Here is a 12,974-nt window from a genome sequence, read left to right on the forward strand (position 1 = left end):
AATCGCTCTAAATTAATGGAATCAGGGAATTTCTCCCTGTAATTTAGCTAATTCACCTGATTTAGCGCCAAATCAGGTGAATTATAGGGAGGTTTTCCCTAATTACAAGGTTTGTGATCAATAAACTCAGAATTTCAGGGAGAAATTCCCTAACTATTCTTCTAGACCATCAATTGGATCGTCATTTGGGACTTCACTCAGATTTTCATTTACTTGCTCCACTTGGACCCCCATTTAAATCACTATTTACACTTCCACAGCAAGAAAAACCCGACCTAATTTATAGGCCGGGCTCTGTATTATAGTGTTGTTATACCATTGCTGTTGCACTGCTCTCCAGCGAAGCTCTCCAGGAACGCAGCATCTGCAGATCAAGGGGTAGAAACTCAGCGAGCATATGGGAAAGTCCCAAATACAACGTACTATTCGTTGCTGCATTTAACTTCTCACAGAACTGTGGAGTCCATTGCAGTAAATGATCTTCCAAAAAGGCTACCTGAATATCAAGTAAATCCATAGCACTTCTAATTGAGAAGCTATTGTACAACATCCGCTCATGCATTACTGCCATAAATTCCAGCTCAATAGCAATATGATCATCAGCTTCACCATTACATTTGTTAAATACAATTCCTGCGGAAGTATACACATCAGCAAGCACGTTGCAGAAATCTTCAGAACGACCCAGAATAGCAGCTTCACGTAATTTAAAAGAGCTTACCGTCTGTTCGTGCATAAGCCGTTTATACTCTTGTGTCTCTTTCTCACATATATGGGGTAACTTATTCGGTTCCTGACTCAGATAGCGCTTCAGTTCCCGTCCGCCTTCCGTCATCTCTGCAGCAACACTCATCTTGCGATTGCGGCTCCACTGAGCCACCAGTGAGAGTGATGGTTTTCTGCCCAAAAAATCCACTAAAAGCTGATATATTAATCCCCGACTTTCCAACCAATGGCTAAATGCCTCCGGCACGGCGAGCGATGGAACAGTTTGCATAGTCATTTTGCAAATCCTCCTCATTGGGTTTCCCGGTCACACACCGTCATATGATCGACGTGCAATTTCCGGTATCCTTTCTGTTTTCGCAAAAGTGAACGTAAAAGTAATCCGCACCTAGATTATATCGGATATTAAAAACGCTTTCCGTGAGCATTCTATGACTAATCACTTCATTTGTCGTACTTTTGTCACATTTTCGCAAGTCTATTTCGGCTTTGTCATTCTATTTAGTTTGTCCATTATTATGCAATTAAATCACAACCCTCCTTATTCAAATAGGGGGAGTTTAACCCGTTCAATAGTTTGCTCATTGACGTACCCGCGAGCGATCTTTAAAATTCTAAACAAGTATAAACACCTTCGCCTCCTCTTAAGACGGGAAGCATTCAAAACACCAACAAATGAAGGGAGCAACGCTATGGAGCCGCTGACGGACCCTTTTGGACGTTTACATGACTACATCCGCATTTCGGTTACCGACCGCTGCAACCTGCGTTGCATTTATTGTATGCCAGCGGAAGGGATGGAATTCCAGCCGCAGGACGAGATTCTGAGCTATGAGGAAATCACCGCAGTTGTGGAATCGCTAGCACCACTTGGATTACGCAAGGTACGGCTAACAGGTGGAGAACCTCTTGTACGCAAAGACCTGGAGAAGCTAGTAACTATGATATCCGCCATTCCGGGGATCGACGATATTTCACTGACTACGAACGGATTAATGCTTCCAGCTAAAGCAGCGCTGCTAAAAGAAGCCGGGTTGTCACGGGTGAATATCAGTCTGGACTCTTTACGGCAAGATCGCTTCTCTATGATTACACGCGGCGGTGAGGTCTCCAAGGTACTAAAGGGGATCGAGGCAGCACAAGCTGCCGGGCTGGAGCCGATCAAGCTTAACGTTGTGTTGATGAAAGGGATTAATGATGACGAGATCAAAGACTTCATCTCCCTTACGTTGAACAGTCCACTAAATGTACGTTTTATTGAATATATGCCTATCGGAAGTGCTACTGATTCTTGGCGCCAATCTTATCTGCCGCTGGAAACCGTTATAGAAGCTTGTACTGCGGCCGGCTGGGAAACCGAGGAAGCTGAGATGCCATCTGGTAATGGCCCTTCCCAGAATCGGCGGGTTATTGGAGCGCAAGGAACGTTCGGATTAATCCATCCCGTAAGCGATCACTTTTGCGATAACTGCAATCGACTAAGACTAACAGCAGATGGCCATATCAAAGCTTGTCTGTATTGGGAAGATGAGTACAATGTCCGCCCCCTAATAAGCGATCCCGCAGCAGTGCAGGCCTTATTCCGCAAAGCTCTGGGTAACAAGCCACATAACCACGAAATGGCATTAGCCTTGGAGAAAAAAGCACAAAGCCACACGCCGACGGCTCGGCGTATGTCTCAAATTGGAGGCTAGTCTGTCTCATTAAAAACGCCGCTTTCCCCAAGCCATCTGGGAAAAGCGGCGTTTCATTTAGAGATTGAAGGATAGCCTTCGCCATCCACTATTATAGATATAGAGCCTCGAGCAGCTTGTAAAGCGTCGTTGCTGCCTCCGCTCTTGTAGCATTGTTCTCAGGTCTGAACGTGTTATCCTCGAATCCACCCAAAACACCCGCTTCAACACCCGCTTTTACAGATGCCTGTGCCCATTGTGGAATGGAGGTAAGATCCGCGAAGTTCTCCTCTTTATCCGTTTGCTTATGGGCATTAGCCTTCAAAGCATTCGCGAGCATAACTGACATTTCGGCACGGGTAATCTTTTCTGAAGGCTCGAAGAACATTTTGCCGTTCACATCATATCCACGAAGGATTCCGGCATTTACCGCCGCTGCTACATCATCTGCAGCCCAAGCTGGAATCGCACCTTGATCCGCGAATTTCACTGTGCTACCTGTTGATTGCAAACCAAGCGCCCGTACAATCATAGAAGCGAACTGTGTCCGAGTAACATCCTCATTCGGACGGAAGGTATGATCCTCGTACCCTTTCATGACGCCCATACCGATTAGACGGTCTGTAAACGCCGTGGACCAATGAGTATTCAAATCGGTAATCGATGGGGCCTGATAATTAAACACAGCATATTTGGCAAGCTGATTTAAGCTTGCAGTTATAGTCCCACCCGTTTGACTCTGACCACCAACATAAATCCACTTTTTAAGCTGTTCGTTGTAATAGTAGATAGCTGCTTTATGCCCCGATGAAATCTTGGTCACATCGTAATTGAGGGACAGTTCCACAGGCTTATTGAGCATGCCTGCCTTGTCACTAGTAAGCTCTACTGCTGCACTCACAGCCTGAAGAGCGCCCATTGCTGGCGTCTCATCAGCAGCAATAACCGAAAAGGCAATTTCGCTGTTACCAGACAACGCTCCAGCCGGAATCGTAAAGCTGCCCACATCTTTAAGTGTGCCCGTTCCTCCCTGCTGTGCTTTTACCTCCAATTCCACACGCGGAGTTGTAGAAGGCTGCTCTGTAGGAGATGGCGTCGCGGTAGGAGATGGAGTTGCAACTGGTCCGTTGCCTCCTCCGTTATTATTCCCCCCTCCACTGCTAGTGCCCGCAGTTACAACTACTGTGCGTACAATCTCAGTAGCTGCATTGCCAGCCAAATCTGTCGCATTGTACTTCAGTGTATAGGTTCCTGGAGTCTGAACATCCACTGTTCCCGTCACCAGGATAGAGCCTGCAATCCCAACCTTGTCAGTAACGTCTGCGCCCGGGTCCTTGAAGTCATCCCCTTGGGTCAGACTAAGACGGCTATCCCCCTTCAGGGTAATCACAGGTGCTGTACGATCGATATTCACAGCAAGCGGCAATGTTGTCTTATTTTCTAAAGAATCCGTTGCCTTGAATTGCAGTTGATGTTGGCCTTCTTCCGAAATCTCAACCACTTTCCCACTTTCATAGGGCAGGAAATTTCCGTTTACATCAGTCGCTAATTGAATGGATACATCCGCACCAGGAATATATACGCTAGCATACACGCTTACCGAAACACTCTGATTCGTCCAGTCACCACTTAAATAAGCTTGTCCGTTCTCAGTCTTTAATGTGCTATGAAGCGCCAATGGGGTGATACTATCATCTCCGCTTAGCGTTACTTCAAAAGACTTCGTTTCCGTAGCCAATCCCCGCTGAATTGTAGCTGTTAAGGTCAGCTTCGTATCCTTCTTAGGTTGGAAGGTGATTTTACCTTCATTCGTCATTAGAACCGGATTGGAGCTTTTCCACACAATACTTGTCCCGTGTTTGCCTTCGGTAGGCAACGTTAGATCAGAAGTTACTGCGCTTGTATCTCCTAGATCTAATGCAGTCATAGTATCGTTAACTGCTTGCTGATCGCTGTACGACTCCACATCCACAAAAATCGGATTGGAATAAAACCACATATCACTATAATTACGGGCGTTGATTTCTTCGAAACGAGTCAGGTTATCGACGGTATTATTTTTTGGATCAATCTGCGGTTCACCGTTAACCGTTTCTCCCGCAACATCAGTTCCAAGGTTAGTCCCTCTTAACCGGAAATAACGATCCTTGTCCGCTGCCTCTACCTTATACTTAATAACATTGTAGCCTTCGGAATCTGTAGTCCAGTCCTCGCTTGTGAAGCGTTTCAACACTTTTGTTGTATCGTTAGTCGCTTTGGTGTAATCAGGTGTACCTGGATCAACCTTGCCATGGACTTCACCGGAGATCAAATCTACATGATCTACCTTAACAGCGTCGCCATTATTATTTTGCTGTGGACTTTTGAAACGGATCGTAAGCTCTAGGTCGTCCCCTTGTTTTACGTCCAGTTCTCCACCCATTTCTTCCTCTTGTTCATCTCCAGACACGTTAAACTCTAATGCGTTGATGAGATCCCCAAAAACAGAGAATGATTTCCCTGACCGCATGCCATCTACGACAGCGTTAATATCGGAGCCATCCACCCAGGTATAGTTCTTGGAATACTCACCAGGCCAGTAACCGCTGGAAAATTGATCATTTTTTGTTTTGAAATGAAAATCTGAGTTAGCAAAATTCCAAAATCTGCGGCCCTCACCCAGCAGTGCGTCCCACATTCCTCCAAGCTGTGCAACCTTGACGTCTGTACCTCCGTAAGTCTCAGGCGTCTCTCCCCGATCACTCGCCATCTGATTGCCCAGCATACCTTCAAAGCCGAAGACAAGATTCGGATCAATATTGTTAAAGTCACGGATATCCTCTACTTTAAGCTCCGAGCTTGTGCCATTTTTTCTGGAGGGGTGATTGATCAGTACATAGCTATCTGGATAATGACTACTTAGCCATTTCATAGCTGTGCGAGTATCTTCTTTTGTAGAAAAAGCTCTACTATCCGCCGTACTCCACTCAGCCACATCTGCCGGATCGAACATACTTACATCACGATTAGTAAATAAATATTCAAATTGATTAATAGCCTTCAAAGCTTCTGCGGACCCTGGATGATCTGTAACAATCCCAACTGCAGCATGATCGTATTGGGGCATATCCCACTCAAAGCCTGAAAAAATGATTTTTCCAGCATATTTGCCTTCTGCCTGTAACTTCTTAATTTTCTCATTCTGATAATCCACAATACCTTGTGACATCGGAATGGAGCCGCCAGGGAGATTCACCCCTTCGTCATCCCGGTCAGATACCCGAAGGTGATCAGCCAGTGCCATCCAGTCAAAACCATTTTGTTCAAATGCAGCATCGAGCACACTTTTCAATGACTCCTGAGCATCGTTCGATTCATACGTATGTGCATGGTATTCACCTGTCATCCATTTCCCTGAATGTTCAGAAGCAGTAGACGTGATATCAGGCGCTGATTCTCCTGAAGCACCATAAACTGTCTGTAATGAAAAGTTGGGTGCTAACAATAATACGGCAAGCGAACTAGTTAGAAAAACGCGAATTTTGCTCTTCTTCAAAATGATTAATCCTCCGATGTCTTTTGGATTTTCGTAGATTCTATATTTAGAATAGTAGAAAATTGTAAAGACATGTCGGATTTTGTTGCATGTTTATGTAAATATTCATATTTACATAAACAATGCCGATTTATTTCTTTGGCATTGGCAAGCTCACTACAAAAGCCGTTCCTTCACCCGGTCGGCTGGCCACGGTTACTTCACCGTTATGCAGCTCAACGATCTTCTTAACCAGTGATAGGCCCAGGCCACTACCGCCCCCGCTCGCTGTTCTAGCTTTGTCTGCCTTATAGAAGCGATCAAAGATGCGAGGTAAGTCTTCTTCAGAGATACCAATCCCACTATCTTGAATCTCCACCTCTACCCGCTCATCTATCGTTCGAAGCTTGATATGAATACATCCATTCCCGGGAGTGAATTTAATGCTGTTATGAAGAAGATTGGTCCAGACCTGGGTCATTAAATCTTTTACCGCAGTTACATTCACTTCTTCCAGCTCGGCCTCTACCTCTATATTTTTCTCCAGCCACTGTGGCTCAGAAGCCAGAATTGTATCTCTAAGCTGTTTGTCCAGACGATAAACCTGATTTTCAAACGGAAAATTACCCGATTCGAGCGCTGATAGCTTCAATAAATTATCACTGAGCCCAGATACGCGGGTACTCTCAGCCACAATAATATTAAGGTAGTGCCTCCTACTCTCCACATTCAGAGTCTCATCCTGCAGCGCAAGAGCAAACCCCCGAATCGAGGTTAGTGGAGATTGAATTTCATGCGATACGTTGGAGATAAAATCCTGGCGCATGGTCTCCATCTGACTCAGCTCACTTGCCATTACATTGATACTATCAACAATTTCTCCAAATTCACCGTATTCCCTATTATTATCCAATACTACATTAAAATCACCCTTAGCAATTCGTCCTAACCCTTCAATGATTGATCTATAAAAGACACGTTCCCAGCCACGAAATAGCTTGGAGACTACCAATGCCATCATGAACAAGATCACAATACCGACCATCACGCTGATTAATTGGACCAAATAATCCGAGGAGGGGCGCCCAGCCCTGCTATATATCCAGTTCATTAGGAAATAAGCTGCAGTCCAGCTAATCCCAACGCCACCGAAATAAACAAAGGACATCCCAATCCGCTTAATGATCTCCTTAAATCGATTCATGCCTCAGCCTCCAACCGGTAACCTAGACCACGGATCGTACGAATAACGAATCCATAGTCATCCTGATTGAACCGTTCACGCAAACGGTTGATATGCACATCGAGTGTCCGCTCATTCCCTTCAAAATCATAACCCCAAATTTCTTCGATTAGCCTGTCTCTTGTCAATGTTTGCCCCGGATAGCTGCCCAGCTTAAACAACAGCTCAAATTCCTTAAGCGGCAAGGTAATTTCCCCATACTCTGAAGAGACCTCGTAGGTTTTGCGATTCATACGCAATCGGCCTACGGTCACACTTTGCGCGGCAGAAATCTGATATCGTTTAAGCAGCGCCTTTACTCTCGCAATAAGTACAACCGGCTCAAATGGCTTGACCAAATAATCATCACTACCCAACTCAAAGCCTTTTACAATTTGTGAGGTTTCCCCTTTGGCTGTCAGCATTAAAATCGGGAAATCATAGTTCTGGCGCATCCGCCGGCATAGCTCCCAGCCGTCCATGTTGGGCATCATCACATCAATAATAGCTAAATCTATGTTATTACCTTCCAGAATCTGAAGAGCCTCCAGTCCATCGGAAGCTCCATAGATCTCATCCATTCCTTCAGCTCTCAGAAATACTTCTACCAATTCGCGGATGTGCGGATCGTCGTCCACTACTAGTATTTTTGTCATGTAGCACTGGAGCCTCCTCTTCAATGTCCTGAACCTCGGGGTTATTCATCTGTAGCTGCTGGGTGGCAAATTCACGATACAGCTCATGGTTTTCCAGTAGTTCCTCATGACTTCCCATTCCGGTAATTTGACCTTTTTCCATAAAAATAATCTGCTCTGCATTTACAACAGTAGCCAAACGGTGCGCAATTACAATCGTAGTCCGACCCTTCATCAGATTGGACAGTGCCTTCTGCACCACGGCTTCTGATTGGCTATCCAGACTGGAAGTGGCTTCATCAAGCATAAGAATCTTCGGGTTCCGCAGCAGTGCTCTAGCAATAGCAATCCGTTGCCGCTGTCCACCAGACAGCTTCACGCCTCTTTCGCCGACATCCGTATTATATCCTTCAGGAAGTGCATCAATAAAGCCATCTGCATAAGCCATTGCTGCTGCTGCGTGCATCTCCTCCCTGCTAACGTCACGATCCAATCCATAGGTTAAATTCTCAGCAATCGTACCAGCCAACAGTGGACTTTCCTGCGAGACATACCCTATAAGCTTCCGCCATGAACGCAATGAGAATGTAGACACTGGCTTGTCACCCAGCTTTATCAGACCTGACTGAGGCTCGTAAAAACGTTCTAGCAACGAGAACAACGTGGTCTTACCGCCCCCGCTCGGTCCGACAATAGCCGTCACCTGACCAGGAAGCATCTGGAAGCTTACATCATTCAATACCTTCTCACCATTTTTATATCCAAAGCTTAATCCCTCTACTGAGATCGGACCTTCTGTGCCATTTGCCTCTTCCTGTCCCTCATATACTTCCTCTTCTGCTGCCAAGGTCTCAATAATACGCTCTGAGGCACCCTTAGCCTTCTGAATCTGTGTGAAGAACGTAGTCAGCTGAGTAAGTGGCATAATAATCTGAATAAGATAAAGAATAAAGGCGACCAGTTCTCCAGCCGTCAAGACGCCGGAAGATACCTGCATCCCACCATAACCGATAATGACCACAAGCAGCATCATAAAAACAAAGGAGACGAGTGGACTGATCATCGCGCTAATCTTGCCTTCACGAATACCAAAGGAAAGCAGGTTCATAATTCCAGTCTTGCCTGCCTCGTACTCTTTTTTCTCTGCGCCTGAGGATTTGACCAGACGGATCTCAGATAAAACACCACTAAGTGTAGCAGTAAAAGAAGCTGTCTCATCTTGCATTCCCTTGGAAATTTTGTACATCTGCCGCCCAAGTGGTACTAGTATCAGCGCCGAAAGTGGAAGAACAGTGAATAGAACAAGTGTCATTTTCCAATTTAAAAATAGCAGAACTGAGATCGAACCTACAATGGAGATCACTCCGGTAAATAAGCTGGCTAGATGTTCAGAAATCAGCGTTTTGATGATCCCTGTATCATTCGTCATGCGGCTGACACTTTCTCCCGTTCGGTTGTCATTATAATAAGCCACAGGCAGAACTAGAAATTTACGCCACAGTCGGTCCCGCAGACCTGCAACCATCTTCTGACCTGCATAATTGAGCAGATAGATAGAGATCCCTCCCGCAATGGTCTGCGCAATAAACGCAGCTGCTATACCCGCAATCTGCAGCTTGCTCACGGAGGCCAGAGAGAAGCCATCCACTAAGTTCTTAGTGAACATCGGGATGACCAGACTAACCAATGTCGATATCATGCTTAACGCAATGGCTATAGCCAATAAGCCGTATGAAGGCTTGGTTTCTCTTAGTAGCGTTAAGAACGGCTTCAGCGCCATCTTTCGCTTGGATTCGGATTTCTTCATGACAATGACTCCCCTTTTCTTAATAGCTCTACGAGAAAAGCATAGTAATATCTTTCTCGCCTTACACCCATCCTATCTGCAGATTGTAAACTGAAGTTAAACGCGCCGATCAGACAATACTGCCTTGTCATTTCCCATCCTGCGGGAATAGTCGCAGGCCAAAATAACGCCCGATACACTTAGCGTTTGTACCTTCTACGCACGCGTTCACGCATTTTTTGTCGCTTATCGTCTCAAACATAAATAAAACCCAAAATAATGTAAAAAAGTAAAAAAGGGTGTTTGTATCCCTTTTCAACACGTGTTACAGTGATAGAAGGGCCTACTATTGGCCACTCTACTCCATGCAAGATATTTAGTGAGAAAGGAGTGAACCATTTGCGAAAAGGCGTTATTCCATCTTCTATCACGTCTTTAAAATGGTTCAATTTTTTTGTATATGGAACCATGGTCCTCTTCACCAGCTTCTTTCAACTATACCTGCTGGATGTAGGGATGAACAAATTAGAGATTGGTGTCTTATTCTCTATGGGAGCGCTAGTATCCATATTTGCAAATCCATTTTGGGCGTTCTTAACAGACCGTTCTCAGAATATACGGCGTATCGTTTTGCTAATGTTATTCGGAACGCTAGTGTTCTCACAGTTTATGTTTCGAGCAAATACATATGAAACGATCTACAACGCCATTATTTTGTTCTATTTCTTCCAAGGACCACTATTTGCTCAAAGCAACACGATGATTCTCAGCTATATTGACGGAACTAATCAGCGCTTCCGTTCTTTCCGGCTTTGGGGTTCAATAGGGTGGGCAGTGATTGCGATTGTCGCCGGCTTTATCCTGGATTGGGCTGATGTATCCATCTTGACCTATCTGCTTACAGCGTTACTAGGTGCATCAATCCTATCCGTTCTTGTATTGCCTAAAATTAACCATACCATTATGAGAGCTCCGATGCCGTATAAGGGCTTAAGTAAGTTGATTTTCAATCCTTTTTTCTTGTGTTTTTTATTGTTTGGTATTCTGGTATCCATTCCAAACACTATGAACACCACATTTATATCCTTGTATATTACGGATCTGGGCGGCTCTAAAAAAATGATTGGTCTTGCCGTATTCCTCTCCTCCATTTTGGAGGTAGGCGTATTTGTTCTCTGTGACCGGTTCCTGAAACGTAAAATTTCTGTTCTGCTCGGCTGGCTTGCATTGGTCAGTGGTTTGTTCGTTCTGCGCTGGTGGTTTATGGCTGATGCGACTACTGCCCTTCAAGTGGTGTTCATTCAAATTTTACACTGCATAACGTTCGGCGGCTTTTTCTATGTAGGCACCCAATTGACGATGCTCCTGATTCCACGGCCTTATCGCTCTTCCGGACAAGCGCTCTACACCCTAAGCTGGAGTGGGATATCCGGTTTCATTGGAGGTATTCTCGGAGGTTGGATGTATCAGTATCTGGGTGCACAAAGCATGTATCAGACGGGTGTATTCTTGACGCTTATTGGAACGCTTGGCTTTGGTTTCATGTGGCTCTTTGTTAGCCGTGGTGGGTATCGTCCCCCTTCAGAGGAAGATGAAGAGATCTTCGACATCGAAGCATTATAATTCAACAAAAAGCAGGCTCAAACGTACCTATTCGGGACGTTTGAGCCTGCTTTTTGTTGTTACCTTGATTAATTTATCTGTTTAGCCTTGTTTAGGAGGCTGAAATGAACTCTTCAGTGAAACGATAAGATTGAATACGAGATGTCCAGGCGCCGAATATTTGCTATCCACATTAAAATAACCATGACGGAAGAACTGGAATTTATCCTGAGCCACGCTATCCTTAAGCGCAGGTTCAACAAATCCTTGCAGGATTTCTATGGACTTAGGATTAAGCTGATCTAAGAAGCTAGGCTCCGATTTCTCTACCGAGGAATCCAAACCTTCAACCTCCACAGCCTCATCCGCATCTTCAGCAGAAATCAGAGGCTCGTATAGACGGAATTCCGCAGGAACCGCTTGGCTAGCTTCAACCCAGTGCAACGTACCTTTTACCTTGCGGCCTGTAAATCCACTTCCGCTCTTCGTTTCTGGATCATACGTACAATGCAGCTCCACTACCTCGCCATTCTCATCCTTAATAACCTCATTACATTTGATGAAATAAGCATGCTTCAGACGTACTTCATTACCAGGGAACAACCGGAAATATTTGTTCGGCGGATTCTCCATAAAGTCATCACGCTCAACATAAATTTCACGCGAGAACGGAATTTGACGTACGCCCATTTCCTCATTCTCTGTATTATTCTCCGCTTCAAGCCATTCTGTTTGACCTTCTGGGTAATTGGTGATAACAACCTTAAGCGGTCGTAACACAGCCATAGTACGCGGTACAGTTAGCTTAAGATCCTCACGGATAAAGTGCTCCAGCATTTGCAGGTCCACCAGACCCTGACTCTTGGAGATCCCTGCTTCATACACGAATTTACGAATCGCTTCCGGCGTATATCCTCTACGGCGTAGACCAGAAATCGTAGGCATCCGTGGATCATCCCAACCATCCACATGTCCTTCGTCTACAAGCAGCTTCAGCTTACGCTTACTAGTCATCGTTTGAGCCAAATTCAGACGACCAAATTCATATTGATGAGGGACAGCTGGCATCTCACATTCCGCTACAACCCAATCGTAGAATGGACGTTGATCTTCAAATTCGAGCGAGCAAAGAGAGTGAGTAATCCCCTCAATAGCATCTTCTAACGGATGCGCGAAGGTATACATTGGGTAGATACACCATTTATCGCCTGTGTTATGGTGATGTGCATGTGTAATCCGATAAATTACAGGATCACGGAGGTTAATGTTCGGTGACGCCATGTCAATCTTGGCGCGAAGAACCTTCTCACCGTCCTTGAATTCGCCTGCACGCATACGCCGGAACAGATCCAAATTCTCTTCGATACTACGATCACGATGCGGACTGTTCTTTCCTGGTTCCGTCAGCGTTCCACGCAATTGACGAATTTCATCCGCACTGAGGTCATCGACATAGGCTTTGCCCTTTGTAATTAATAATTCGGCACGTTTGTACATTTCCTCAAAATAATCAGATGCAAAACGCAGCTCTTCCCATTCATAACCGAGCCACTTTACATCTTCCTGAATCGAGTTTACATATTCCGTATCCTCTTTAGCCGGATTCGTGTCGTCAAATCTTAGGTTAGTCTTGCCACCGAACTCGTCCGCCAGTGTAAAGTTAATCCAGATCGCCTTGGCATGTCCGATATGTAAATAACCGTTCGGCTCCGGCGGAAAGCGTGTGATAACTTCCTTTACTTTACCGGTACGGAGGTCTTCGGTAATAACATTCTTAATAAAATTGGAGGGGGTGCTACGGTTCTCCACAGCTATC

8 protein-coding genes are annotated in these 12,974 nt (G+C 45.2%); 2 read left to right on the forward strand and 6 right to left on the reverse strand.

Annotation, left to right across the window (positions count from 1 at the left end):
• Positions 1-310 precede the first annotated feature (310 nt).
• Positions 311-1,003, reverse strand: coding sequence for a molecular chaperone TorD family protein (locus NSS87_RS29075; protein WP_042192508.1), 693 nt, complete (start codon positions 1,001-1,003; stop codon positions 311-313).
• A 415-nt stretch (positions 1,004-1,418) separates the two neighbouring features.
• Between NSS87_RS29075 and moaA the strand changes: the two genes are divergently transcribed.
• Complete coding sequence (gene moaA, locus NSS87_RS29080; RefSeq protein WP_076285640.1) at positions 1,419-2,420, forward strand: GTP 3',8-cyclase MoaA; 1,002 nt, start codon at positions 1,419-1,421, stop codon at positions 2,418-2,420.
• A gap of 91 nt (positions 2,421-2,511) precedes the next feature.
• On the opposite strand, the gene NSS87_RS29085 is transcribed toward moaA, so the two are convergent.
• From NSS87_RS29085 to NSS87_RS29100, 4 genes are all read right to left on the reverse strand, one after another.
• Entirely contained in the window at positions 2,512-5,934 is a 3,423-nt protein-coding gene (locus NSS87_RS29085; protein WP_339243809.1) for an S-layer homology domain-containing protein, read from the reverse strand.
• Between the two features lie 130 nt (positions 5,935-6,064).
• Entirely contained in the window at positions 6,065-7,117 is a 1,053-nt protein-coding gene (locus NSS87_RS29090; RefSeq protein WP_339243811.1) for a HAMP domain-containing sensor histidine kinase, read from the reverse strand.
• Complete coding sequence (locus NSS87_RS29095; RefSeq protein ID WP_042192517.1) at positions 7,114-7,791, reverse strand: response regulator transcription factor; 678 nt, start codon at positions 7,789-7,791, stop codon at positions 7,114-7,116. Before NSS87_RS29095 ends, NSS87_RS29090 begins: the two co-directional genes overlap by 4 nt.
• Entirely contained in the window at positions 7,721-9,577 is a 1,857-nt protein-coding gene (locus NSS87_RS29100; protein WP_339243813.1) for an ABC transporter ATP-binding protein, read from the reverse strand. Before NSS87_RS29100 ends, NSS87_RS29095 begins: the two co-directional genes overlap by 71 nt.
• A 378-nt stretch (positions 9,578-9,955) precedes the next feature.
• On the opposite strand from NSS87_RS29100, the gene NSS87_RS29105 reads away from it, so the two are divergent.
• On the forward strand, positions 9,956-11,179 hold the full coding sequence (locus NSS87_RS29105; RefSeq protein WP_262495582.1) for an MFS transporter: 1,224 nt from the start codon (positions 9,956-9,958) through the stop codon (positions 11,177-11,179).
• An 81-nt stretch (positions 11,180-11,260) separates the two neighbouring features.
• On the opposite strand, the gene NSS87_RS29110 is transcribed toward NSS87_RS29105, so the two are convergent.
• Positions 11,261-12,967 (reverse strand): glutamine--tRNA ligase/YqeY domain fusion protein, encoded by a 1,707-nt coding sequence (locus NSS87_RS29110; protein WP_339243816.1) that lies wholly within the window; start codon positions 12,965-12,967, stop codon positions 11,261-11,263.
• Positions 12,968-12,974: the final 7 nt, after the last annotated feature.

Origin of the sequence: Paenibacillus sp. FSL F4-0243, assembly GCF_037963295.1 — a bacterium.
Lineage (GTDB): Bacteria > Bacillota > Bacilli > Paenibacillales > Paenibacillaceae > Paenibacillus_AQ.

Excerpts from the sequence above, each read along its gene's own strand:
- moaA (WP_076285640.1), top strand. The coding sequence starts at position 1,419 with ATGGAGCCGCTGACGGACCCTTTTGGACGTTTACATGACTACATCCGC.
- NSS87_RS29075 (WP_042192508.1), bottom strand. The coding sequence starts at position 1,003 with ATGACTATGCAAACTGTTCCATCGCTCGCCGTGCCGGAGGCATTTAGC.
- NSS87_RS29100 (WP_339243813.1), bottom strand. The coding sequence starts at position 9,577 with ATGAAGAAATCCGAATCCAAGCGAAAGATGGCGCTGAAGCCGTTCTTA.
- NSS87_RS29090 (WP_339243811.1), bottom strand. The coding sequence starts at position 7,117 with ATGAATCGATTTAAGGAGATCATTAAGCGGATTGGGATGTCCTTTGTT.
- NSS87_RS29095 (WP_042192517.1), bottom strand. The coding sequence starts at position 7,791 with ATGACAAAAATACTAGTAGTGGACGACGATCCGCACATCCGCGAATTG.